The 25904-nt window shown below is 64.6% G+C and carries 17 protein-coding genes and 1 pseudogene; 11 read left to right on the top strand and 7 right to left on the bottom strand.

Annotated features, from left to right (window positions below):
- Positions 1-4: 4 nt before the first annotated feature.
- Genes LLW23_RS08930 through LLW23_RS08915 form a run of 4 tightly spaced genes read right to left on the bottom strand, consistent with a single transcriptional unit; the run spans position 5 to position 5648 of the window.
- Positions 5-2419: a serine/threonine-protein kinase gene (locus tag LLW23_RS08930; RefSeq protein WP_228944751.1), complete on the bottom strand. Its 2415-nt coding sequence runs from the start codon at positions 2417-2419 to the stop codon at positions 5-7.
- A gap of 23 nt (positions 2420-2442) precedes the next feature.
- Positions 2443-3132, bottom strand: a complete 690-nt coding sequence (locus LLW23_RS08925) for an ECF-type sigma factor (protein WP_228944749.1) — start codon at positions 3130-3132, stop codon at positions 2443-2445.
- Positions 3133-3137: 5 nt separating this feature from the next.
- On the bottom strand, positions 3138-4631 hold the full coding sequence (locus LLW23_RS08920; RefSeq protein WP_228944747.1) for a TolC family outer membrane protein: 1494 nt from the start codon (positions 4629-4631) through the stop codon (positions 3138-3140).
- A 45-nt stretch (positions 4632-4676) separates the two neighbouring features.
- Positions 4677-5648: an efflux RND transporter periplasmic adaptor subunit gene (locus LLW23_RS08915; protein WP_228944745.1), complete on the bottom strand. Its 972-nt coding sequence runs from the start codon at positions 5646-5648 to the stop codon at positions 4677-4679.
- Between the two features lie 492 nt (positions 5649-6140).
- Between LLW23_RS08915 and LLW23_RS08910 the strand changes: the two genes are divergently transcribed.
- Positions 6141-6644 (top strand): amidohydrolase family protein, encoded by a 504-nt coding sequence (locus LLW23_RS08910; protein WP_333473760.1) that lies wholly within the window; start codon positions 6141-6143, stop codon positions 6642-6644.
- A gap of 273 nt (positions 6645-6917) precedes the next feature.
- Here the strand turns inward: LLW23_RS08910 and LLW23_RS08905 are convergent.
- A protein-coding gene (locus LLW23_RS08905; protein ID WP_228948521.1) for an IS3 family transposase occupies positions 6918-8056 on the bottom strand; the annotation gives its coding sequence in 2 pieces (ribosomal slippage) (positions 6918-7795 and positions 7795-8056; 1140 coding nt in all).
- Between the two features lie 510 nt (positions 8057-8566).
- On the opposite strand from LLW23_RS08905, the gene LLW23_RS08900 reads away from it, so the two are divergent.
- The 6 genes from LLW23_RS08900 (at position 8567) to LLW23_RS08875 (ending at position 12598) form a co-directional block, all read left to right on the top strand.
- The gene (locus tag LLW23_RS08900; protein WP_228944743.1) at positions 8567-9436 is read left to right on the top strand and encodes a helix-turn-helix domain-containing protein; all 870 of its coding nucleotides are present in this window, start codon (positions 8567-8569) and stop codon (positions 9434-9436) included.
- Positions 9437-9501: 65 nt separating this feature from the next.
- A complete protein-coding gene (locus tag LLW23_RS08895) occupies positions 9502-9918 on the top strand; it encodes a VOC family protein (protein ID WP_228944742.1) in 417 nt (138 codons plus the stop codon).
- 266 nt (positions 9919-10184) lie between these two features.
- The gene (locus LLW23_RS08890) at positions 10185-10346 is read left to right on the top strand and encodes a transposase (RefSeq protein ID WP_228948520.1); all 162 of its coding nucleotides are present in this window, start codon (positions 10185-10187) and stop codon (positions 10344-10346) included.
- Positions 10347-10480: 134 nt separating this feature from the next.
- Complete coding sequence (locus LLW23_RS08885; RefSeq protein WP_228944741.1) at positions 10481-10951, top strand: IS5 family transposase; 471 nt, start codon at positions 10481-10483, stop codon at positions 10949-10951.
- Positions 10935-11561 carry an amidohydrolase family protein gene (locus tag LLW23_RS08880; protein ID WP_228944739.1) on the top strand — a complete coding sequence of 209 codons (627 nt, stop codon included), beginning with the start codon at positions 10935-10937 and terminating at the stop codon, positions 11559-11561. Before LLW23_RS08885 ends, LLW23_RS08880 begins: the two co-directional genes overlap by 17 nt.
- A 35-nt stretch (positions 11562-11596) precedes the next feature.
- Positions 11597-12598, top strand: coding sequence for an N-acyl-D-amino-acid deacylase family protein (locus tag LLW23_RS08875; protein WP_333473759.1), 1002 nt, complete (start codon positions 11597-11599; stop codon positions 12596-12598).
- 347 nt (positions 12599-12945) lie between these two features.
- On the opposite strand, the gene LLW23_RS08870 is transcribed toward LLW23_RS08875, so the two are convergent.
- Complete coding sequence (locus tag LLW23_RS08870) at positions 12946-20436, bottom strand: autotransporter-associated beta strand repeat-containing protein (RefSeq protein WP_228944737.1); 7491 nt, start codon at positions 20434-20436, stop codon at positions 12946-12948.
- A gap of 198 nt (positions 20437-20634) precedes the next feature.
- Between LLW23_RS08870 and LLW23_RS08865 the strand changes: the two genes are divergently transcribed.
- From LLW23_RS08865 to LLW23_RS08850, 4 genes and pseudogenes are all read left to right on the top strand, one after another.
- The gene (locus LLW23_RS08865; RefSeq protein WP_228944735.1) at positions 20635-21738 is read left to right on the top strand and encodes a helix-turn-helix transcriptional regulator; all 1104 of its coding nucleotides are present in this window, start codon (positions 20635-20637) and stop codon (positions 21736-21738) included.
- A gap of 83 nt (positions 21739-21821) precedes the next feature.
- Complete coding sequence (locus LLW23_RS08860; protein ID WP_228944733.1) at positions 21822-23210, top strand: tetratricopeptide repeat protein; 1389 nt, start codon at positions 21822-21824, stop codon at positions 23208-23210.
- Between the two features lie 483 nt (positions 23211-23693).
- Positions 23694-24301 (top strand): annotated as a pseudogene (locus LLW23_RS08855) (IS3 family transposase); the annotation flags it as partial.
- Positions 24302-24675: 374 nt separating this feature from the next.
- The gene (locus LLW23_RS08850; protein WP_228944732.1) at positions 24676-25089 is read left to right on the top strand and encodes a GlcG/HbpS family heme-binding protein; all 414 of its coding nucleotides are present in this window, start codon (positions 24676-24678) and stop codon (positions 25087-25089) included.
- Between the two features lie 401 nt (positions 25090-25490).
- Here the strand turns inward: LLW23_RS08850 and LLW23_RS08845 are convergent, their stop codons facing one another.
- A complete protein-coding gene (locus LLW23_RS08845; protein ID WP_228944731.1) occupies positions 25491-25877 on the bottom strand; it encodes a response regulator in 387 nt (128 codons plus the stop codon).
- Positions 25878-25904 lie beyond the last annotated feature (27 nt).

Here is a 25904-nt window from a genome sequence, read left to right as displayed (position 1 = left end):
GATGTCACGCAGCGTCCAGCGGGGTCATGGCGCTGATCGGATCACCCGCGCGACAATGCCGCAGATTGGCCTGGACCCCGGGTCGCAGCTTCTTGATGAAGCCATGCAATTCGCCTCGCCGGTCAACCTCGACCATCAGGGCTTCCGCTTCGGCCCAGGCAGCACAGGTCTCCGAACGCATTCCCGCCTTGCGATAGATCGTCCCCATGATGGCCTGCCCATAGGCCAGATCATTCAACGGCGCGGACCGCCGGTTGGCTCTGATCTTGCCCCGTCGCCCTTCGATCACCTGCGCCATCAACGGGATAGCTTCGGCGTGCCGCCCGGCATTCGAAAGGAATTGCGCCTGTGCTTCGCGCAACCGCTCGGCAAAGACGGTCAGCGAGTGATCGGCCTCCTCGATCTTCATCAGCCTTTCCACCGATGAACGCGCCTGGGTCAGCAGCCGCTCCGTCTCGGCGGCCTCGTCCAGTGTGGCGGCGGCGGCATAGCCGTAATAGGCGTTCCAGGCCCGGCGATAGATCACCAGGGGATCATTACGGAAATCGGCTTCGAGCGCGCCGAACATCCGGTCTGATTTCTGGAACCGCCCAAGTGACTGCTGCAACAGCTGTTTGTTGAGCGGGTCTCCGGAGCCCGCGCGATTCTGATCGGCGATCGCGCGGTAGTTTTCCGCCATTGCTCGGTCGAAACGAGCCTCATACCCCGTCCGGCGATTGGCCGGCCAGTCACCGATGTCGCTTTCGACCAGGGCCACGTATCGCGCGATGACCGGCGTATCGAGCTCGAGATCGGCGCGTTCCAGAGCGGCCACCCGAGCGATCCGCCGTGCCTGCATCCACTCCCAGTTCCGCTCCGCGGCGGGCACACGGGCCAGCGCCGCCTCGGCCCGTGCGATGGCTTCCTTCGCCTTCTCGGGCTTGCTCTCGGAATGCGCCAGCCACAGCGCACGATAGCTTTCAGCCATCGCCAGCCCCGTATCGCCGGCGGATATACCACGCGCGGCCAACGCCCGGAAGATGGGCTCGGCCCGATCGATATTCTTCGCCGCCAGCGCGGATTCGCCAAAGTTGGGATGCGCCGCAACGCCCTGAATCCGCGAGAGCCGCAGGAAGCCCTGCGCGGTCTCCAGCTGCAGTTCTGGATCGTCACTCCGGCTGGCTGCAAGCGTGATCAGATAGCCCTGCGCGCGTTGCGCAAGCGCCACGCGAGCGGCAGTATTGCCGACCACATTGTCCATCGCATCGTACAGTTCGAACAGCTGGAAACGCGCCAGATCTCGCAGTTGGTCGAAGCGCTGCTCTGCCTCGCCGCGCGCTGTTTCGGCGCGGTCGTACGCCCAGATTGCTACCAACAGCCCGACGACAAGCGCCACCATCACGACGGTCGATGCGATCACGATGGTCCGCTCGCGCTCGACGAACTTCGCAAAACGATAGCGGCGGCTATCCGGGACTGCCGTTACCGGGCGATGATCGTGAAAGGCGTCCAGATCGTCGATGAGATCGCTGACGCTCTGGTATCGCTCCTCCTTCGCCGGGGCGGAGGCTCGTTCGGCAATCGCCTCCAGCTCATATTCGCGCTGGCCCTCGATCAACAAGGCGAACAGGCGGCCGAGCGAAAAGATGTCGGTCAGTGTGTTGGACGCGAGGCCTTGTTCGCGCTCGGGCGCCGCGAAACCGGGCGTTAGGCTGAGCGCGGAGAAGGTGCTCGTCCGTGCCGCCTGGTCATCCTGAAGCGGCGGGCGGGCAATGCCGAAATCGATCAGTTTGGCCTGCCCGTCGTCGGTTACCAGCACGTTGCTGGGGGTCAGGTCGCGGTGAATGACCAAGTTCTGATGGGCAAAACCGACCGCACCGGCAACCTGACGAAATAGCTTCAGGCGCTGGTCGAGCGTCGGTTTTGCGGTCTGCAGCCATTCGCGCAGCGTGATGCCGCGGATATATTCCATGACGATGATGGGCTGCCCATCAGCCGTTTCGCCGCCGTCATGCAGATGGCCGATATTGGGGTGGTTCAATTGTGCGAGGATCTGCCGCTCGCGCCGAAAACGCTCGACGATGCTTTCTTGCAGAACCCCTGGTTTGATGACCTTGATGGCGACCTGATGCGCGAAATCGCTGCCGGTGCGTTCGGCCAGCCACACGGCACCCATGCCGCCACGCCCCAATTGGCGCAGAATGCGATAGCCGGGCAGCTCGGGCGGAATGTTATCGTCGGGGCCGAGGGCGTCCCTTGCCCCGCCGGTCCGGATTGAGAGATGCCCCTCGCGGTCGGACTCCATCATGGCAAGGGCCAGCGTGCGAACCTCGGCGGACACGTCCTCGCGCCCCTCGATGTAGGCGGATCGTTCGTCAGACGGCAGTTCGAGCGCTTCCTCGATCAGGCCCATCGCCCGGCGTTCGGTTTCCCGGCTCACGCCAGTACCCTCCCCGCGTGATGTCATGGCTGCCTGAGACGATGGCGAAGCCAGGCGCGCGTGGCTGCCCAGCGCCGCTTGACGGTTGGCTCCGAAATGCCGAGCACGATAGCGACATCGGCCGAAGACATGCCCCCGAAAAAGCGCATCTCGACGATCTGGGCGCGCTGGGGATCGATTTCCGCCAACTCTTTCAGCACCATTTCCACCGTCATGATGTCGATCGACATTTCCCATTCGGCGATATGGGTGGTTAGCGTAACGGACGTGTGATGGTGCCGCGTCGCCGCGCGCTTTCGTGCCTCGTCGATCAAGATCTGCCGCATCAACCGGCTCGTCATCGCAAGAATATGAGCCCTGCTCTGCAACTCCATCACGTTCAGCCGCAAAAGCTTGATCATCGCCTCGTTGACAAGATCGCCGATGGAAAGCGAAGTGTTCCGTTCCTGCCGCAGCAGTGCGCCCGAAATAGCGCGAAGCTCATTGCCCAGAGCTCCGAAAAGCTCGTTTCCGGCCTCGCGATCGCCCTCTTGCCACTCCGCAGCGAGTTTCGCGTAATCGATGATCTGCCCCCCACCGTCGCTCGAAACATGCCTAACGCCCGCGGCGATGGCAACCTTGGCGTGCCGATGCTTGCGGCGACGATCTGTTCGAGAATCGAACAGTTGTGGCGATCGCGCAATACTGGCCGGAGATGTCTGCCGAGCATGCATGGCGTTCAGTTTTCAGGCGGAATCTGGGGAACAGCTGGCACGGTGGTGGGGGCAACTACGGCATCCTGGGCAGGGCTGTCCGCGGTGCTTGTGCCCTCGATCAATGATTGACCGGCATCACCGCCGACCGTCCGGCGCTGGAGTTCCTTGTAGGTCAGTGTCGGGTCATACAGCACACCCTGGTCAAAATTCAGGTCACGCGCCTCGGCCATGCCCATCGCTGCCAGCAGGGCGAAGCCAGCCACGTAGGCGTCGCGCCCGGCGGTCACCAGCGTGACTTCCGCGTTGAGCAGTTCCTGCTCTGCATTCAGGCGGTCAAGCAGCGGGCGAAATCCGGCCACGGTCTCGGCACGGAGGCCGGAAAGCACGCGTGAATTGGCATCTACGCCACGCTGCGCGGTCTTGACGACGCGGCCTGCAGCAAGCCAGGTCGCGTAGGCCGATCGCACCTCAGCCACCACGGCGCGTTCCGCAGCCAGCACTTCGAAGTATCGTTGCTGCTCTAGCGCGCGCGCTTCTCGTTGCTGCGAAATTCCGCGGCCACCGTCGAGGATCGGCATCTCCAGTCGAACGCCGACATAGGCCGTCGTACCCTCATTGGCACGGTTGCGCGGCCCGGTGTTATCGGCGAGCGACCCGAGATAACCATATTGGTTCAGCCCGCCGATGCCGTTCAGCCGCGGATATCGGCGTGCCGTTGCCACCTTTACATCATAGCCCGCCGCGGTCTGCTGCTTGCGCGCGGCCAGCAGCCGAGGATTCTTCTCCAGCGCTGCGGCCACGGCCATATCGACGTTGGTCGGCATGTTGGGCAGCACCGGGGGCTGTGACAAAGTGCCGGGTGGACTTCCGACCAGACGGACATAATTCTCGCGGCTGGAAATCAGCTGGGCGCTGGCGGTCTCCAGCTGGCTTTCGGCGAGCGCCATCCGCGCCTCGGCCTGTGCGACATCTGTCGGGCCACGATTGCCCGCCTGCCGACGTTCGCCAGTCTCTCGGACGGTGAAACGCATCACCTCGCTGTTGCGCAGGTTCAGTTGCACCACCGCCTCGTCCTTGAGCACGTCCATGTAGGCGCCCACGACATTGGTGAACAATTCGCTCTCGGTGCTGCGCAGACCGAGCCGGCTCGCTTCCACCCGCTGTTCGGCTGCGCGGACGTTCTGGGTCACCGCGCCGAAGTTGAACAATGGCACCTTGGCGCTAAGCTGCGCGCTCACCTGGCGGTCGGGATCGGAGAGCAGGCCGCCGCCCGCCGGTTCGCCCTGCAGGACGTTCTCCTGGTAGGTGACATCGCCGTCCAGGGTCGGTCGCCCCTCGACGCGTGCCTGCGGCACTTCCTCGCTGGCCGCGCGGACCGCCGCACGCTGCGCCGTCAGCGTCGGATTGCGAACATAGGCCGTCCGCAACGCTTCCTGGAGTGTGTCGGCGGCACTCGCCTGGGGAACTCCCATCAAAAGCGCAGAAGTGCAGGCGAGAAACACAGACTTGCGGGTCATCGGCAGGCTCCTGTCAACGGACTGGATAATAGGTGGCGGTGCTGGTCATCGGCTCGCCCGGGCGCGGCTGGGCGCGACTGGCAGCTTGTCGAACTCGGTCGTGCACCGCAGTCCGGCAGGCAGCGCATAATCAGCGTTGGGCAATTCCAACCGCAGGCCGAAAGTGCCGCTCGCAGCATCGAACACGCGGTCCACGACCTTCACCGTCGCGCGATATTCCCCGCCCACCGGCATCTCCGGTTTGACGGTCAGCATGTCGCCGACGCGAACTGAACCCAGCTGGGCGATCGGCGCGAACACCTCCACATGCAGCGGGTGCACCCGGGCTACGGTAAGGATGTGCGTCGCATCCGCGCCGCGATATTCGCCCGGCGACATAACCCGCTGCGTCACGATGCCCGAAACCGGCGTGCGCACCGTCTTTTCACCCATGATCCGCTGGGTCTGCACCGATTCAAGCTCAGCCACGCGACGGTTCTGGGCCGCCGCCAATCGCTCTTCCTGAGCGGCGCGGGCGTTGGCCTGCGCCTCTTCCACCGAGTCCCGTGCGAGGAACTCGGAGATCTTCTGGCTGCGCTGGTTGACCGATTCGAGGTAGGCCGCGCGGCTTGCTGCGGCGCGTTCCGAATGGACGTTGTTCGCCCGGGCCTGGGCGGCAGCCGCGCCGGCGCGATCAACATCCGCGCGAAGCTGAGCGACAACCTGACCCGCATTCACCCTATCGCCGCGGTCGACATAAATTGCCTGGATCACCCCCTCGACACCGCTGTTGACGCGCACGACCGCCGATGGCTCGATCAGGCAATCGGACGGGCGGGCAGCATCGAGTCCCGGCGGCGCGATGGCGGGAGGTGCGAGAACTGCCTTGGCCTTGGTACGAGCAACGACCGCCGCCTGCTTGCTTACGGGCACGGCGTTGCGTGAAGCCTCTCCTTTGCCTCCAACAAAAGCATAGCTTGCCGCTGCTACTGCAACCAGTGAACCGCCGCACACTGCCAGTACCTGTTTGCGATCCATGTCATTTATCCCCGATTATCCGCGGCATGCAGATCTGCCGGAAGCGGGCGACACTTCGCCAAAGCGCCCCCCATCTGTGTTGGCGAGAATTCAGCTCCAAGAGGATCAGCTTTGTATCAGGCACTAGGCAGTTATCGACGGCCGCGCTGTTTGTGGGAGGAAGACGCCTACGTGAAGCCGGGCCCGCGCGACTGAGCAGCAAACAGCGCGATCATTCACTTGCACGGAGATAGTGTTCGACAGATGCTGAGTCATGCGGGCCTTGCCCCTCGTCCCGAAAGTTGTAGCGGCTGCAGCGTTCGTGACCATAAAAGTGGCTGACGCAACACCCGGCGGGCTCAACGGTCAAGGGTGCCACAACGATCGTAAGGGCGGCACCGGCTATCATTCCCATGGTGGAGGGGCCCAAACGGCAACGCCTCCGTTAGCTTTTCGGTCGTCCGGTGGCAGTGCTTTCGCGAACTGCTTTTCGCCGAACTGGGCAAGCGCGGATTGACCTTTGACGCGTGGGTCCTCAAGCCGCAAATCGCTCATGTCACCAGCCTCGCACGCGCTTTTCCTGACCAGCCCATCGTGCTCGACCACGTCGGCACCCCGCTGGGCTTGGGTGTCTACAAGGGCCGACACCAGGAGCGGTTCTCCGCTTGGAGAGCAGCCATTAACGAGCTCTCGACCTGCCCGAATGTGATGGTGAAGCTCGGCGGACTCGCGATGCCGTTCTGTGCGCTTGGGGACCTTGGGCCGGACACCCACACCGATGCCGAGACATTGGCCCGCCTGTTCCGTCCTTACGTCGAGACCTCGATCAAGGCGTTCGGCACTCATCGCGCGATGTTTGAGAGCAACTTTCCCGTCGATCGTTGGGGCGCAGATTACGCCACGCTGTGGAACGCCTTTAAGTTGATCGCATCAGGTGCGAGCCCCGAGGAAAGGCACGAGCTGTTTGCGGGTGCGGCTGCACGCTTCTATCATATCGAGAAGCTCTTAGCCGGCTAGCGGAAAAGGAGGTGACGTAATCAGCATCAGTAGGCGGCCGCGCGTTTCACGCAAACCAGGACGACTACGTGACGCCCGCATCGCACACGCCAGAAGCGTTCGTTAGGAGGCATGAGCATCCACTAGATGGCCCACGCTTCCGCTCACCGCTCCGATCGGCGTTCATCAGCAGGTTGCGCTAGGCGGCGCCGATCGGGTGAGAGACTACGATCGTGGGTCCCGCTGTCACCAGATCGCGCGCCGTGAGCTGCTGCCGGTTCAATGGACACGAGGTTAAGCTACCTGCGCCTGCCGCTCGAGGTCCATGGGGCTGAGATAGCCCAGGGTAGAGTGCCTGCGTGTGGGATTGTAGAAGCGCTCTATGTAATCGAACACGTCTGCCTTTGCGTGATTGCGCGTGCGATATGTCTTCCGGCCGATCCGTTCGGTCTTCATCGACGAGAAGAAGCTCTCCATCGCCGCGTTGTCCCAGACGTTGCCCGACCGGCTCATCGAGCAGGTGACGCCATTGTCGGCCATCAACCGCTGGAACTGCTCGCTCGTGTATTGGCTGCCCTGGTCCGAGTGATGCAGCAGGGCGTCGGGCTTTCCGCGTCGCCAGATCGCCATCATCAGCGCATCAGTCACGAGCTGAGCGGTCATGGTGTCGCTCATCGACCATCCGACCACGCGGCGCGAGAACAGGTCGATGACGACAGCGACGTAGAGCCACCCTTCGGCGGTCCAGATGTAGGTGAAGTCGGCGACCCACCTCTGGTTGGGCGTCTCGGCGGTGAACTGGCGGTCGAGGATGTTGTCTGCAATGACCGCGTCGTCCTTGGGCAGGCCACAACGTCGCGGACGGGCCTTCAGGCCGTGGACACGCATCAGCCGCTCGATGCGATGCAAGCCACATGATTGGCCTTCGGCCAGAAGGTCGTGCCAGACGCGCCGCGCGCCGTAGGTCCGATAGCTGGAAATGAAGCTGGCGCGGACTCTGGCGCCGAACTCCTCATCGCTCCGAGCGCGGGAACTGGGCGCGCGAACCAGCCAGGCGTGAAAGCCGCTGCGCGAAACACCGAGCGCTTCGCAAATCCACGAGACAGGCCGGATCCCTCGGTGCTTCGCGATGAACTCGAACCTCATATCGAGTCCTTGGCGAAGTAGGCCGCCGCTTTTTTTAGGATGTCGCGCTCGGCCTTCATTCTAACCAACTCGCGGCGCAGCCGCTCAATCTCCTGCTGCTCGGGCTTCATCACGCCGTGCCCGGGAAACGCCGATCCCGGGTCAGCCGTCTGCTCGCGCACCCACTTGCGCAACACGTTCTCGTGCAGGTCCAGATCGCGGGCTGCCTGCGACACCGCCACGCCACGCTCCCGCACCAGCTTCACCGCTTCGAGCTTGAACTCGCGGCTGAACTTCCGTCGTTGCATCTCCATCCTCCGGTTCCAAAAACACCTTATCTCGGTGTCCACGGAACCGGCAGCAGCTCATTTTGCCTGACGGGCATGTTTGTTAGCCGCGGAGAAGGCGATTTAGCTGCCGAGGCTCAGCGGTTTCTTAGACACACAACCGGACGCTCACCAGCTCTTTTCAGCTTCTCAATTCCGGCCACTTGTTCCTCTTGTATGAGACCGATTGGAAGGGCTTGGGTTGGGACAAACCCGTCGTTCCGATGCCGCAAGTTGAGCGTCAGCTCTTGTCGGAAGCCGACGTTCAGCGCTTGTCCGCGCGACGTGGCGTTACGACTGAAGCTGGGCCGAAAGCCGCCGGGCAGTTTAGTGGCTACGACTGACTCAATTGTGGACGTTCAGCGGCGACCTACCGTTTCTTAGATCTCGCCATTCGTTCATGTCGTCTGCGACAGGCGTTAGGCGGGTTGATTGGTGCCACATGCATCGACGCGCTTGCATCGAAGCTGATGCTGCAGGACAACGTCTTCGATGGCCGCGCAACGTCGATCCGTGGAGTTGTCCTACGTCGACGAGGTTAACGCGTGGCGCACCACGCGCATGGCGGCATCCGCTCAGCTTGAAGGCGAGATTCACGGCTACGCCGACTATTGGGAGCGGACCGGAGGCTTCACCGTGCGGCGCGAGCTTCCTCATGCCGAGGGCGTGCTGATCGTCAACTTCGCCGATCCGATCGAGATCACGGGTGGCGACGGATGCGCAATCCGACTGCTAGCCGGCGAGGCGTTCGTGGCGGGCGTCCACACCCGCTCCGCGCTGTCGCACTCGACTGGTACTCAGGCGGGCATCCATGTCTTCCTTCCGCTCGCGACTGTGCGCCGACTGCTCGGCGTGCCGATGGACGAGCTCGTCGACCGTGTCGTGCCGCTGGATGCGCTGCTGGGGCGTAGCGCGAGGGAACTTGGCGACGCGCTTGGTGATGCCCGCGGCGCGAACTCGCGCGCGGAAATTCTCGATCAGGTTCTGGAGATGGCCCTTGCCCGCGCCACACCCCTCGATAGGCGGCTGACGCACGCGCTGGCGGTACTGCGTGAACGACCCGACCGCGACATCGCGCGAGTCGCCGACGATGTCGGTTGGAGCCGCAAGCATCTGGCGGCTCGCGTTCGCGATGCGGTCGGCGTGGGTCCCCGCTCGTTCCGCAGGCTGCTCCGCTTCCAGACGCTCACCGGCCTGATCGGGGCGGCGGCGGGCCGGCCCGACTGGGCGGCACTGGCCTTGGAGGCCGGCTATTACGATCAGTCGCACATGATCCGCGAGTTCGGCGAGTTCAGCGGGCTTACGCCGGGCACGTACCTAGCCCGCGCGCTTCCGAATGGCGGCGGGCTGGTCGAGGCCTGAGGTTCGTTTCGTCCAATCCCGCTGGCCCGTTAGATGCCATTCACGTGGCAGAACGGAGGACCAAAATGCGACACGAGATCATCCCAAACCTGCGCTACGCCGACGCGCCGCGCGCGATCGACTTCCTGTGTGAGGCGTTCGGGTTCGAGCGCAAGGCAATCTATCTGGACGAGCAGGACTCGGCGGTCGTCCAGCACGCGCAGCTTGTATGGGCCGATCGCATGCTCATGCTGTCCAGCGTCAAGGACAGCGAGTTTGCGAAAGTCGCTATTATGAAGACTGCCGCCGAGGCGGGCGGGTCCACCGTCTCCCTCTATCTCATCGTCGACGATGTCGACGCGCACGCCGATCGCGCCCGCGCCGCGGGCGCGGAAATCATCCTTGAGCCATCCAATCAGGACTATGGCGGCCGCGGCTACACGGCGCGCGATCCCGAGGGGAACGTCTGGAGCTTCGGAAGCTACGATCCTTGGGCCGACTGACCCACGTCCGGACGTGCGGCTCCCCGATTGCGGACATTGACTCATCTCGATCGGAAAGAGGCTTTTAAGAGCACTTTCGCCTAGGTCGCGTGCCGGATGCTGACCGCGCCGCACACGTCCGGTATAGTCTCGTCCATGAAACGCCAAATCGTCTTGCTGACGCTTGCCACATTGCTGGCCTAGGTATGGTGGACAAAGGTTGACGAGCGACTCTGCGGTTGATTCAAGGCTGTCTTTTGGAGGCGGCGTTGGGCGAGCGGATCGGGGTGTCGGATGACGAGTGGGCTCTGATTGGGCCGTTGCTGCCGGCCGAGTGTGGCAGGGGATGTCGCCCTGCTGGTGACAACCGACCGTATTTTGAGGGCATGATGTGGATGGCGCGGACTGGAGCGCAGTGGCGACACCTGCCTGACGAGTACGGCAAATGAAACAGCGTCTTCCGTCGCTACCGGCGATGGCTCGAGACTGGCGTATTCGATGCCATGCTGGAGAGCCTCGCCGAGGCAGTGGAGCGCGACACGACCGCCGACATGATCGACAGCACGGTAGTCCGGGCGCACCATTGCGCCGTCGGACTAAAAAAGGGGATCAGGACACCCAGGCGCTCGGCAGATCGCGTGGCGGGTTCACCACCAAGCTCCACGCGCGGTGCGACGGACAGGGACGGCCGCTCTGCTTTGTCCTGACGCCCGGCCAGGCGCACGACGTGCAAGGCTTCGGGCCGTTGTTTTGCATGCTGGCCGAGCGGGTCGAAGCGCTGCTCGCGGACAAGGGCTATGATGCAGACTCCATCCGCGAGACGCTCGCCAAGGCCGATGTCGAGGCGGTGATCCCCGCCAGGAGCAACCGTCGCACGCCCATCCCGCACGACCGGCAGAAGTACCGCTGGCGCAATCTTATCGAGCGCCTGTTCAGCAAGCTCAAGAACTGGCGGCGCGTCGCCACCCGCTATGACAAAACCGCAGAATCCTACCTCGGCTTCGTCACCCTCGCATCAGCAAAGCTGTGGATACCCTTTGTCCACGATGCCTAGCGCGGCGCCGGCACCACCACTGCCCTATGATGTCGTGATCCGCGGTGGCACTATCTATGATGGCTCGGGGGGTTCGGGATATCCCGGCGACGTAGGGATTAAAGGCGATCGCATCGTGGCGATCGGCACGGTGGAGGGTCACGGCAAGCGCGAGGTCGACGCTCGCGGCATGGCGGTGGCACCTGGCTTTATCAACATGCTGAGTTGGTCCACTGTCTCGCTGCCTGCCGACGGGCGAAGTCAGAGCGAGATTCGCCAAGGCGTGACGCTCGAGGTGATGGGGGAAGGCAGCTCGATGGAGCCCCTTTCGCCGACGATGAGGGCGAATGACCTCAAGCGTCAGGGCGACATACGCTACCCGATCACCTGGACTACACTCGGTCAGTACCTCGAGGTGCTCGCGCGCAACGGCGTGTCTCCTAACGTCGCGAGCTTCGTCGGTGCAGAAACGGTGCGGGTGCATGAGCTAGGAGAGGCCAGAGTCGATCCCACACCGGCGCAGTTGCGGCGTATGCAGGCACTCGTCAGCGAGGCGGTGGACGAGGGCGCGATGGGGGTGGGAAGCTCGCTGATCTACGCGCCCGGCCCTATGCCAAGACCCCCGAACTGATCGCCATCACCACCGCTGCGGCGAAATGTGGCGGCATGTATATCAGCCATATGCGATCGGAAGGCGACCGACTGCTCGAAGCGATCGACGAGTTGATCGAGATTTCACGCAAGTCAGGTGCCCCGGCCGAGATCTATCATCTCAAGATGGCCGGCAAGTCCAACTGGCCGAAGTATGACGCCGCGATCGACCGGATCGAGGCAGCGCGAAAGGCGGGCCTGCGCATAACCGCGGACATGTACACCTATCCTGCTGGCGCCACGGGCCTCGATGCCGCGATGCCGACCTGGGTACAGGATGGTGGACTTGAAGCATGGATCGCGCGGCTAAAGCAGCCAGCAGTGCGCCGCCGCGTGGCAGCCGAGATGGCGATGCCTGGAAAAGATTGGGAGAACTTGTACCTGGGGGCCGGGGCAGAAGGGATGATCCTGTCGGACTTTGAGAACCCTTCGCTCAAGCCGCTGGCCGGCAGGACGCTGGCCGATGTCGCCAAATTCCGTGGCAAAAGCACGGCGGACACCGCCATGGACCTCGTGATCGAAGATGGGAGCCGGGTCGGCACCATCTACTTCCTGATGAGCGAAGGTAATGTTGCGAAACAGGCTGCACTGCCGTGGATGGGCTTTGGCTCGGATGCAGCCTCGATCGCGGCGGAAGGTGTTTTCCTCCAATCGAGCACGCACCCTTGCGCTTATGGCAACTTTGCACGCTTGTTCGCGCGATACGTCCGTGACGAAAGGCGGCTGACCATCGCCGACGCGGTTCGGCGATTGACCTCGCTTCCGGCTAGCAATCTCGGCATTAAGGATCGCGGATCGCTGAAACGCAGGTATCTTGCCGATGTCGTGGTGTTTGATCCGGCGGCGATCCAGGACCACGCGACGTTTGCAAAGCCTCACGCGTACTCTACAGGCGTTCGCGACGTCTTTGTTAACGGTGTGCTGGTGCTTGTAGACGAAGAGCACACCGGCGCAACCCCTGGTCGCGCAGTGCGCGGGCCAGGTTACGCCAAATGCTCACCCCAACGCCAGGGATGAGTGACCCACAATCTCCCATTCACGTCCCCTTCCCCGCTCCGCGACTTCAGACCTTCATTCATCTCGCCGCTGTGACCAGTTCTGGTACTTGGCTTTCAATAGCGAATGTCGCAACTGCTGGAGAGCGGCTTCTGGCGCTAGGAAGGAACCCCTGACCGGCCCGGGCAAGTCTCCGCTGCCCGGGCTGCCGTCCGCGGCCGGGGTGTTGCATGCCGACAGGACCGCAAGTTTGGCGCTCGTCCGCCGCGCGAAGGCTTGGACTCGAGTTTATGCTAGGCGAGGGGCTACCACGTTGCTGCGACAGTCCTCACAGCTACATCCGTGCAGAGACCGTCCAAGCAATCACGTCAGAATGTCCACCCCAACCGAATGCTGCCGCTGACATATCGCTCCGAACCTGCCGCCAGCATTCCGGCTTGCCCTCCGAGTGTCCAGTAGCCGCCGAGGTCATAGCGGCCGCTTGCATGAACCTGAGCACCGGAGGCCGAGCCCCGCGCCGCGCGGACTTCGAAGCGGCGCGACGATCCCGCCATGTCGAGAAATACCCCGGCATCGTTGCGGGCGCCCGTGACGAACCGGGCGGTCAGGTCGAACTGGCCCCTGGCGCTCTCCATCCGGACAAAGCCGCCGCCGCCATAGCGCGCCCAGCCGTCGCGGTTGCGCCCCGCCGACAGGTTCAGCGCGCCGGCCCCTTCCTCGCGGAAGCCGTCGAGCGAACTGCTGGCATAGTCCACGCCGATGGTCGGTCCGAGCGACAAATTGCCTTGCGATAGACCGTAGCGGACGCCCCCTCCGATCGCCGTGGTCCGCATATCGGCGTCCGCGCGGGCCGAGCGGGCGAGCGTCCCGAACGCGATCGTGCGCGTAGCCTTGGCGTCGGTCGCTGCGTGGACCGCGCTGCCATATGCGGTGAAGCCAGCCCCGCCGCTGCCGTAACGGGCGTAGCCGCCGATGTGCCAGGTGTCGGTTTCGGCATGCGATCCGCGCGACGGCAGATCGACCCCACCGGACTGCCAGCCACCGCCGATGCCCACCGCCCATTCGTTGTCGGGGCCGCGGTAATCGATGCCGATTTCACCGCCTGCGCCGTCGTGCCCGATGCGACCGCCGTTCCCGTCGCCGTCGACATGGCCGACCTCTCCGGTGACACCGCCCCAGATCCCGAAGCCTTCGCCGATCGCCGCGTTGCCGCGTGCGGTGAACCGGTTGGCGAGGTCCAATGTGCCGCGCTCTTCGGTGGCAAGCAGCGTGGCGTAGATTTCGCCCGAACTGGCGTCGAATGCCGCGCGCGCTGCGGATGCGTCGAGCATCAACAGGGTGTTGTAGACGTCCAGGCTATCAGAGCCTGCGGTGCGCTCCAGGTCCTTGAGCGCACCAGCCGCCTGCCGCTGGTTGAAGGTCAGCGCGACGTCGGGGAAGGTGCGGATCTGTGCGACGCGCACCGATGCCCCGGTTAAGTCATACTCAAGCGCGAAATCGAGAAACGCCGATTGTTCGGTCAGCCCACCGAACGTACCGCTCAGGCCCGCCGCCGCATCGAGGATGCGGTACAGCGATCCGCCGCGATAGTCCGTTTCCGGATCGAGCGTGGTGATCGCAACGGTTCCGCCTTCGAGGCGAGCCGTACCGGTTGCGGCGATGCGGTCGGCTCCCCCGGCGGCCGCCAGATCGACGGCATAGGTCGATCCGCCACGGAAGACGAGGTTGCCCGCCACGTTCAACGTCGCGGCACCGGTGCCCGGCGAAACCCGCCCGGCGACGTCGAGGCCGCCCAGCGTACCGTTACCCGTCAGAGTCGCGCCGCTGCCAACGCTCGTCGTACCGCCCAATTGGCCGGTGAGCACCAACGTGCCCGCCTCGATCGTCGTACCGCCCGCGAAGCCGCGCGAATCGCCGGTCAGTGACAGTGTTCCCGCGCCGGTTTTGCGAACGCTGCCATCGCCCGACAGCACCCCGGCAAAGCCGCCATCGCCGGGTTGCTCGAACTGGAGCGTACCCGCGCCCGCGATCGCGACCGGCCCGCCGATGGTCGCCGCGCTACTGCGGACCGTCCCGCCGAGGATCGCTGTGCCGCCCGTGTAGCTGTTCGCGCCGGTCAGCACGAGCGTGCCGCGATCGGTCTTGACGAGACCGCCCGCGCCGCTGATCGCCGATCCGATCGTGGCGACATAAGCGGTACTCGCATTGGTGCCGTCGCCGACACGGAAGACCGTCTCCGCGCCGTCGATCCGCAGCCCGCCGCCGCCGAGCGAATAGCCATCGACCGCGAATTGCGCACCCACGCCGACCGCGACTTGTCCGCCGCTGTTATCGATCGTCACCGCACCCGGCGCGCCGGCAAAGATCAGCAACGCGGCCGGATCATAGGCGCCGTTTCGGGTGCCGTCGGCGGTCGTCCAGTTGGTGGCGGCATTGGTCCATGTACCGGCGCCGCCGGCCGCGACACCATTCGCGCCTGCATCCGTTCCATCCCAGAACGTGAAGCTGGAGACCGGCGCGACGACCAGCAGATTGACCGCTACGCTCGTTGTCTGGATGGCAAAGTCGCTCGATGCGAAGCCGGTCGGCGTCAGGCCGATATCCAGGCCGTTGTCGGCGAGCGTGCCCCCATAATTGATCAGCCGATAGAGGCCCGCGCCGAAGCCGCCTGCGTCGCGTACGTTCAGCGTGCCGTCCAGCGTCAAACTGCCACCGACGTTGATGAGATCGCCGGCGACTCCTGCCAGACCGGCAGGATCGCCAAGCTGGAAGGCGAGGATCGAGGCGGTGGTCAGCGAGAGATCGCCGTCAATCGTGAGAAGACCGACCGAGCCGGTAGCTTCCGCCAGTGCGGCAGCGGTGAAGACTGTATCCACCGGTGGCGGAACCGGGAGGCCGCCGGGCGACACGGTGGCATCGTCCACCGCCACCGAACCACCGATCCGGCCAGCGCCCGAAAGCGTCGCGGCCCCGCCGGCCTGCACGGTGGACAGCGCCGAGCCCAGGGTGCCGTCGACCGCCAGTTCGCCCCCGGTTAGCACCGAAGTACCGTCGAATCCCGATGAGTCAGCGCTCAGCCGCAGCTTGCCCGTACCCTGCTTGGCAAAGACGCCGGACCCGGACAGCGTGCCCGCATATTCGCCGTCAGCGGCTTGCGTGAACAGCAGCGTGCCAGCGCCGCCGATGGCGATATCGCCCTGCAGGCTGGTGGCATCGCCCTGCAGCTTGCCATCGGCGACTTCGGTGCCGCCCGAATAGGAGTTTGCACCCGACATGATCAATGTGCCGCGATCGGTCTTGAGCAGACCGGATTCACCGATGAGCCGCGACCGGATGGTGGCGACGAAGCCGGTGCTGGCGTCAGTGCCATCGCCCACGCGCACGATGGTTTGCCCCGGCAGTGGCGTGCATTCCCCGCAAGGCGTGGTCGCCGCCAGAACGATGTCGTCGCCGTTCAGGGTGTAACCCGTGACAGCAAACTGCATCCCGTTTTCCAGCGTGATCGCGCCTGCCGAATCATCGACCGTCACCGTCCCGGCGCTGGCGGATGGCACGGCGGCAGTGACCTGCGTCGATACCCGCAGCAACCTCTGACCTTGCGCCTCCTCGCCCGCCGTGGGGCTGGTAAATATCAGCAGGTCCTCCGGGTTGTAAGCACCGTTGTCAGTTGCCGCCGTGGTGGTCCAGTTCGTGTTCGCCGCCGTCCACGTGCCGCTGCCGCCATCGATCCTACCGTTGGCCGTCGTGGCGCTGCCATCCCAGAAAGGGAAGGATGTGGGTGCAGGCGTCGCGGCGACGATCAGGTTGACCTGTCGGGCGACCGATGTCTGGATCTCGAAGTCATCGAAGCCCGAAGGCAACGCGCCCAGTTGCAGCCCGTTGTCGGTCAGCCTGCCGCCATAGTTGATGAGGCGGTAAAGCCCTGCGCCGAAGCCGCCCGCATCGGTAACATCCAGCGTTCCGTCGAGCGTCAGGTCACCCGTGACGTTGATCAAATCGCTGCCGATTCCAGGCGTGTCCGGAGCGCCGAGCTGAAATGCCAGTCGCGATGTCGCGCCAAGTACCAAGGGTCCGCCGACTGTCAGCGTGCCGACTGAATTGCCGCCCAGCAGTGCGCCAGTCGCATTCAACGCATCGCCGCCAGGACGGATCGTACCGTCTGTCACCGTGACCGCGCCGCCAACCGCTCCCTGCCCGGAGAGCACGGCCCCGCCGACCGCTGCCAGTTGGTGCGCCGCCCCGCCGAACACGCCGTCGACGGCCAGGCTGCCGCCGGTGAGCTGGGTTGTACCGCCCCAGAACGGGGAGCTGCCGGTCAGGCGGGTGTCGCCAGCCATGTGGCGAATTGCGCCGGCGCCCTGAAATTCCGAGCCGATCGTGAAACCGGTCGAAGTGTGATTCAGGATCAACGATGTCGCCGCGTTGCCCAGCGACACCTGACCAACATTGAACCGACCGGCCTCGGTGGCTGCCTCGCCTGCATTCCCGCCGATCACAATGCGATCGGTCGCGGCGCGCAGTTCAACCTGACGCGCGGAGACATCGGCGTTGCGCAGGATCACGGTGTTGTTGCCGAAGCGTTGCCCACCCAGCAGCGCGCCGCCGATGCTAAGCGTGGCATTATCGACCGTCAGGCGGCTGTTCTCAATCGACAGTCCGGCGTCTGTTCCACCCGTCAGGGTGAACGATGCGCCGCTGCGGATATCCAGCGTGGAGATCGGCCCATCGAACCCCAATCCTGAATTGGTGTTCGTGTTCACGGTCACCGACGAGCCGTCTTCTACGATGAAGTTTGCCGCTGGATTCGTCGGTATCGCCGGTGCGATCGATAGCGCGAACACCGAATTGAACGCCGAGCCCGCGCCTTGGATCAACCCGTTGGTCACCACAAAAGGTCCGCTCCCGAACGTTGTATCGCCGCGCGTCGGCTCGATACGCCCGCCGCTGCGAACCACGAGCGAACCGGTGCTAGAGAAGGCGATCGGCGCAACTCTGGCGAGCCCGCCGTTTTCGACCAGGAACGATCCTTGCGAGGTCGAATTATTGGCCAGGTCAAGGATTGACCCGGCCCCGCTTACCCGCACCAGCGAGCCCGTACCGAAGCCATTGCCGCCGCGCTCGCTGTCGCGCAGCGTGCCGCCGTCCAGAACTTCGATCGTGCCGGGCCCGTTGGTGACAGAGCCGGTGCTGATGCCGGTGCCGACCGACGCGATCGACCCTGCGCCGGTAACCCGGAACGTCGCAGCTTGCGCCAACGCGATATCCAGGCCGCCGGTAAGCATCTGGCCGCCGCCCGCAATTTCGAGCGTGCCGCCCAGAACCCGCGATCGCCCGCCATCGGGGATGAACAGGTTTTGCCCCGTTAGCGTCAACGTGCCCAGGTCGATCTTGTCGAGCCGGTTAGCGAGGATCAGATTCGATGCGATCGTCGCATTGATCGCCGCCCCGGCCGCTGTCCCGTCGCCGACGCGGACCGTCGCGATACCGGCGCCGCCTCCAAAGCTCAGATCCCCGCCTTGAACGCGGTAGCCCGTGCTGGCGAATTGCAGGCCCGTCGGCGCGAGCTGGTTGGTGTCGAATATTATTACCTGGGGGCTGTCGACGCCCGGCGCGCTGCTGTTGTCGATCGTTACGACGCCGCCCGCGCCTGCGAAGATCAACGTCGCGTTCGGATTATAGCGCCCGTTCGCTGTGCCAGCCGCATTGGTCCAGTTAATTCGGCCAGCGCTCCACGTTCCGGTCCCGCCATCGACCTGATTGTTGGCCGTCGTGTTTGCGCCGTCCCAGAAATTGAAGATGCTCGGACCAACTGGCGTTCCCACCAGCAAATTGACTTGGCTGGCCACCGAGGTCTGGACCGTCAGGTCGTTGGGTACGAAGCCTGTCGGAGTCGCACCGACCACTAGGCCGTTGTCGGTCAGTGCCCCGCCATAGTTGAACAGGCGATACAGCCCTGCGCCGAAACCACCAGTGTCGGTAACGTCCAGCGTTCCGTCGAGGGTCAGGTTGCCGCTGACGTTGATTAGGTCGCTGTCCGTCCCCGCGGTACCGGTCGGCGCGCCGAGCTGATACTCCAGGCGCGACGCGCTGCTCAGGGCGAGCGGCCCGGTAAAGGTCAGCGTCCCGACAGCTTCGCCGCCAAGCGATGCCGCGGCGGCCGACACCCGCGCAGCCGCAAGCAGGGTTCCCGCTTCCGGCACCTCCACCGGATCGCCACCGGGCCGGATCGTCCCGTCGGCCACGCTAACCACGCCCCCGATCGTCCCGCGTCCCGAAAGGATCGCGCCGCCGCTGACATTCATCGCGGTGATGGGCCCGCTGCTGTCTCCGAACAGATTGTCGACCGCGAGGCTCCCGCCGGAAAGGTCGGTGATGCCGCGCCATTGATTGGAGAAACCGGTCAGGCGTGTGTCGCCCGCCAGATGGCGAATTGTGCCGTCCCTTGAAAAAGGCCCTTCGATAGTGATGGGATTGCCAGTGTAGTTCAGCACCAGCGTGGCGTCGGTGACCACGCCGATGTTGCCATCGACGTCGAAGATGCCGGCTGTGGCGGCTGCCTGGCCGACGTCTGCACCAACAATCAGCCGATCGTTGGCGCCGTTGAGTGTGACACTGCTGGCCACGAAATCGGCATTACGAAGGATGACGGTGTTGTTGCCACCGCCGTTTCCCGTGATCAGGCCACCGCTGAACGATACGGATGCATCGCTGACGTCCAGCGTTCCGCCGCCAATGGAGAAGCTGGCTGCGGATCCGCCGGTCAGGTTGAATTGCGCACCGCTTCTGACGATCAGGCGACGATTGCCACCAAACGACAGCGCGCTGTTAACGTTGGCTGTAGACGTGACGATCGCACCGTCTTCAAAGACGACGTCGGCACCAATCCCGTTGGCATTGAAGCCGAAGTTGCCGCCTGAAGTGAGCCTGGAACCGACGCCCGTAACCAGTACGCGCGCCGTTTCATTGAATGTCGTGGAACCGCCAGACAATTCCAGCCGTGCGCCGTTTCTGATCGTGAGATCCGAAGTATTGCCGAATGCGGCGCTTTCGACGCTTATCACACCGCCATTCTCCAGCAATAACGTGCCGCCGGTGGTCGACCTTTCCAGCGTGAGCTGGGAATTTGCAGCCCCATCGATCCGCGAGTTCGCGCCTGAAACCCGCAAAACGCTGCCATCGGTGACTGTCAGGGCACTGTTCACGCCCAACGTCATCACGCCACCATCAAGGATCGTCAGCGAGCCACGCGAGCCGGTGTCAATGCCCGTGCCGAGGCGCACGCCACTTTCGACATTCCATTGTGAACCTGCGCCCGAAACGGTGACCGCGCCGATCGAAAGGCGGTTGCCGATTTCGCCGCTGGCGCTGTTCAGCACGCCGCCGCCGGTTACGCTGATGGTTCCGACCGAGCCGTCACCGAAGGCGGCGAGCAGTCGTCCCGCGGAAACCTGTGTTCCGGCGCCTGAAATCAGCAACGTGCCGTCGGCATCGGCGTTGCTTCCTCCGTCGAGTGAACCGCCGACTGTAGTGGAAGCCGCTGTCAGCGATCCACCGTTGCGGACCGTCAGGGTCGCCGGGCCGAAGGCACCGATGCGCAATTCCTTTCCGGTCACGATGTCGCCAGCGTCGACAACCGGAGCGACGGCGGTGGTGTTGATGGCGACCACAGCGGGACCAGCCGCAGGAACTGGTACGACGCCGCCGGACCAGTTTGCACCGTTTGCGTAATCATCGTCGACCGCGCCGGTCCATGTCTGCGCTTGCGCCGTTCCGGCCAGCGCGCTGCCGGCCATCAGGGCGATCAAGAGCCCGCGCCGCGCCAGACGATGCCCGTTCGTTGGTGCCCGTTGCGATGCCATGTCTGTTTCCCTTGGCCGGAGTGCGATCCGCGATGCGACGACGCGTGTGTCGCGAGGGCAGTGCGCCACGAAGGGGGAGGGGCGGAACCGGGCAAGATGTCGCATCCTGTGGCAAATCGTCGCATCGGGTCTGGCGATGCTCGACAAGCCGGGGCCGACGCGCTTGGTACGGGCCTGGGATGACGGGACGTCGGCGCTATGTTCGCGATCGAGGAGATCTACGATGCGGCCTTCGATCGCGCGCGCTTCGCGGCGGTGATCGAACGGCTGGTCCATGCCTTTGGCGCGCAGGCCGGGTTCATCGGCTGGAGCGATGCCGATCGCGACGCCGGTTTCCAGTTTCAATACGGCAACGATCCGGTCTGGCTGCGCCGCTATGTCGAGACCTATGCCGCACACGACATTCTGCGGCCGCACCTGCACGCGATACCGGAAGGGGTGTGCCAGTCGGTCTGGCCGCTGCTCCAGACCGACGAAGTGAAGGCCAGCGTCTTCTATCGCGAGTTTCTGCAACCGCAGGGCATCGTCGACAATTTGGCGATCAACCTGATCGCGCGATCAGGGATCGTCGCGCATCTTGCGCTGTTGCGCCGCGCACCCGCCGGAGCCTTTACCACCGCGGAATGCGCGGAAATGGCCACTCTGGTCCCGCATTTCCGCCGCGCAATCTATATCCAGAGTCATCTGGTCCGCGCCGCCGATCGCACCGCCGGCAATCTCGCATTCGCGGGCGGCGCGGGCAGTTCGATGCTGTTGCTGGCGGCGGACCGGCTGCTGCTGGAGGCGGACGCGTCGCTCATCGCGCCCCTGCGACTGCGGATTGGCGAACCGCTTGGCGATGGGCCATTCGGTGCGGCGGTTGCGGAGGCTATCCGCCGCGACGAGCCGGTGGCGATCGCGCTTACGCATGAAGACGATGGCGACGCCGACGGCGCCACCCTTAGACTGCTGATCGAAGCGCGAGCCCTCGACACCGAGCGCTTCGGCGATCTCGCCAGCGGCCCGGGCGCGACCCACGCGATTCATGTAAGCCGCGTCGATCGCGGGCGGGCGATCGCCTTTCCCGCGATCGCGAGCCTCTACGGATTGACCGCGACCGAAGCGCGCGTGCTGCGCGATGCGATCGAGACGGGCGACATCACCGCCATCGGCGATCGACTGGGGATGGCGCGGGCCACCGCCCGAACGCACCTCCACCGCATCTATGAAAAGACGGCCACGCGCAGCTTCGCGGGCCTCTCCAACCTCGTTCATCGCTTCGGTCGGATCGCGCCGCAGGTATCGACCCGGGTAAACAGATGATGGATGCGGCGCGGCGCGGACCTGCCTAAACTTCTGCGTAGGCGCTGAGGGCGGCGCACGCATCAGGGGTGGTGATCCAGGCCATGAACGTCGCGATCAGTGGCATTCCCGACACGCCGATCTCCACGCGATCCGCGCGCGGCCCGCATGGCGGGGACCGGCTGGACGGATGGAAGCTGATCGCCGCCCATTTCGGACGCGACCGGACGACCGTGATCCGCTGGGCACGCGACCGCGGCCTGCCAGTTCACCGGATTCCAGGCGGTCGGTCCGGCACGGTCTATGCGTTGCGCCACGAACTCGATGCTTGGGCCGGATTGTGCGAGAGTACCATCGATCACGACGCTGCGCCCCCGGCGGCGCCGATTCCGGATGTTCCGCCGTCCTTGGCGCCCGTGCACCGTAGGTCGGTTGGCCGGCCGTGGCTGCTGTTCGGCGCACTCGCGCTTGTGGCGGCGGCCAGCGGACCGCACGCGGCGCCGCGCCGCTCCGTGACGGACGGACTGCCACTCACCCCCGCCATCGCGAGCGCGTTCCTCGATGCCCGCGATCTTGTCGCGGGTCGCGAGGCGGAAGGCCTGGAGCGCGCCATTGCGATACTGGAGCGCGTCACCCGGCAGGCACCAGGCTTCGCGCCGGGCCATGCGTCGCTTGGCGAGGCGCTCTTGCTGTCTCGCGAGTTCGGCAAGCGCGATGATGCGGACGCCTTCCGTCGCGCGCGCCATGCCGCGCGGGCCGCGATCCGGCTGGACCCGGCACTCGCAACAGGACATCGCCTGCTCGGCTTTATCGCCTATTGGGCGGAGAATGATTTCGCTGAGGCGCAGGTCCGTTTCGAGGAAGCCCTGGAGCTCGATCCCGACGATGCGCTTTCGCATTTCTGGCTGGGCAACATCCTATCGGACCACGGCGACCATGCGGCTGCATTGACGGCGCTGAACACGGCGCGGTTGATGCTGCCCGGATCGGTCGCGATCAGGACCGATCTCGCCTGGGCGCGCTGGGCGGCTGGCGAAGAGGCGCCCGCGATTGCTGCCCTGAAAGAGATCGCCCGGCGCAACCCGAGCTTTCCGGTGGCGCATGATTGCCTTGCCACCATCGCGCTGCTGTCGGGCGACGATGCGGGCTATGTCCGCCACTTCGCAGAGTTCGCGCGCGCGCGACGAGTTCCCCTCTTGGTCGCGCGTGCAGGCGAACTCGGCTCGGCACTCGAGATCGGCACCGAGGCGCTGCACAGCGTCGCGTTGAGCCAGGCGCTGGCGGAGCTCGCCGCTGGAACCCGAACTCGGGTCTGGGCCGTCGCAGCCGCGTCCATCGCACGGGATCGAGCCACCGTGCTTCGTCTGTTGCACGAAGCCGAAATCGATCGGGAGCGGTGGGTTAGTGTCGGTGCGCTGTCGCGGATTCGGACGATCTGGCGAGCAGATCCAGAACTAATCCGCCTGATCGAGGCACGCGCACCCCGTGCGTAGATGAGATGTGACGTGATATCGATTTATATCAAGCCGCAACCAGATATCCACCAGTGTCGGCGAACATGAGCGCGGGCAAGGTAAAGGGCGAGCTTAATTGGACCCCCGGTGGCCGGTGAAGCTCCTGCCACTCGCATGAACAAGCGGCCGCTGGCACCCGAAAGCGGCCGGGCTGATTTTCCTGAAGAGTTTCGGATGCCGGCAGGCGTACGAAAGTCTTGGAGGCCCAAACCCGCGGGCCAAGAGCGGTGTGCTATGGGGTTTTCGGTTTTCGACCCGCAAGGGTGACGAGCGGCACGGTGGGTGCGGGCGCGACCCTGGATGCGGGCGGTCTGAATCTAGGTGGCCATGACGGGCTCACTTGCGTGGGCAGCTCAGCTTGGCTCAAGGTAGGGACCTCGCTGACGGCGATCGGCACAGGTGACATCGGCCCCGCAGGCATGGATGCTGCGGGGTATGGTGCTGTTAGGCCGTGCCGGGTCACGGTCGCGGCTGCTGGAGGGCGCGGCGGACGGGTTCGGCGCGGCGTCGTCGGCGGTAGAGCCGGCGGTCGACGTGACGGTACTGCACGCCAAGATCGGCGAGCTGACGCTGGCGAATGATTTTCTGGCCGGTGCGCTCGGGAAGGCCGGTCTGTTGCCGAGCGCAAAGCGATGATCGACCGTGGTCATTCGCTACCGCTGGTCGCCCAGGCGCGGCAGCTCGGCATCAGCCGCGGCAGCATCTACTATCTGCCTCGCTCTGTATCCTTGGCCGATCTGGCGGTCATGCGCCGGATCGACGAGCTGCACCTGCTCTACCCGTTTGCCGGTAGCCGGATGCTGCGCGACCTGTTGCGGCAGGAAGGCGTGAGCGTCGGTCGGCTGCATGTCGCGACGCTGATGAAGCGGATGAGGATCAAGGCGATCTACCGCCGGCCGAACACCTCGACGCCGGCACCGGGGCACAAGATCTATCCGTACCTGCTGCGCAAGCTCGCGGTGATCCGGCCGAACCAGGTCTGGGCGACGGACATTACGTATGTGCCGATGGCGCGTGGCTTCGTCTACCTCGTCGCCATCGTCGACTGGTTCATCCGTTCAACTTTGGCTAGCAGCGGCTCCGGATCGCGTGCTGCAACGCCACTCCTGATGTCTCGCGCGCCTAGCGCGCGCGGCCTTCTCCTGCACAGCTACCGCATTATTGGCGGCGTCGTGCGCCTCGTCCTGACGCTTCTCATGAGCATCGCGCGCGCCTCGAGCGCACGTTGCCGCTCACAAAGCAGTGCGACCACTTGGTATCGCGGCGGCAGCTTCTCGCCGCGCTTGGCTCGGGCGTCATATGCGGCGAGCGCGCCCTGAGTTTCCCTGTCGATGATGTTGCGTTGCTTGAATTTGAAAGGCCTGTCGCCTTGGCGAGCATACTCCTCCTACTTTCAGCGGCCGTGGCAGCATCCAGTCCGGTGGTTCCGCTAGAGCGCAAAACGGTGTCGCTGGCACTGGCTAAACGGCTGGCTGATGCCGCGGTCGCATCATGTCGCACGATTGGCAAGGAAGCGGTGGTTGCCGTAGTTGATCGCGCCGGGAACCTCGTCGCCCTGCAACGCGGTGACGACATCGGTCCGCACAACACCCTTGCCGCCCAGCGCAAGGCGTTCACCGCCTTGTCGACGAAGACGAGCACTGCCGCATTAGCCGAACGTGCGGTGACCGATCCAACGTCGCGCAATCTCCTGACCATTCCGGAGTTGCTGCTGCTCGGTGGGGGGATGCCGCTGCTCATCGACGGTGACGTTATCGGGGGCATCGGCGTCGCCGGATCGGGCGGAGCGGCCAATGACCAGAGGTGCGCGACCCAGGCGATTGCCCAAGTTCTTGCCCCGGTAAGCGGGCGCCGATGACCGGCTAACCAATGGTCGGATGTTCAGACGGCGCTTACGGCACCCCGGAACAGGGCGCGCGTTAAGGTGAAGGTCAGACCTTGTTGAAGGCGGTATACTGCTGGCAGTTGCCGCGGAGCCCCCGGATGATGATACAGCTGCGGCCAGCTCCTCGAGCGTCTACTTTCGCGTCGTCGGAACGAGAGATGGCTGTCCTCGACGCGATTGTTGGCCCTGCAGCGGACTTGACGGATCTTGGCGTTGCCGAAGTCCTTCGTGAAAGCCCGTACGAGCTAAGCGGACTGGCGGATCTGTGAGCAAGGTATGCGCGGCGCCTAGCCATGCTCCTACAACGAGCGGCGCATTAGGTCTGACAGAGCCGACAGCACCCTCGCGACGCTACGCTGAAGCGGGTACGGCTCTTATGACGCCTTCCGCCGCTCCGCCGCGACCATCAGCTTGCCCATCGCGGCGAACAGCTGCTTCATTGCCACTGGCTTCAGAATCACGTCGTCCGCGCCCTTGGCAAGGCAACTGGCACGGATGTCGAGTGCAGTGTCAGCCGTCACGACGATGATCGGCAGCGCGGCCTTGGTGTCGTGCCGCGCGCGGATCTGCTGGATCGCGGTGAGGCCGTCCATGCCGGGCATCCGCAGATCCATCAGGATGACGTTGTAGCTGTCATCCTCGATCATCCGCAGGCCGGTCTCGGCGTCCTCCGCCTCGCTCATTTCCGCGCCCACGACCTTCAGCATGTCGCGAACGACCCGGCGATTCATCGCATCGTCTTCAACGAACAGCACGTGCATCGCTTTTTACCCTGTCGATGACCACCG

The sequence above is a fragment of the Sphingomonas radiodurans genome (assembly GCF_020866845.1).
GTDB classification, from domain to species: Bacteria; Pseudomonadota; Alphaproteobacteria; order Sphingomonadales; family Sphingomonadaceae; genus Sphingomonas; species Sphingomonas radiodurans.
This window is presented reverse-complemented; position numbering and strand designations above follow the sequence as displayed.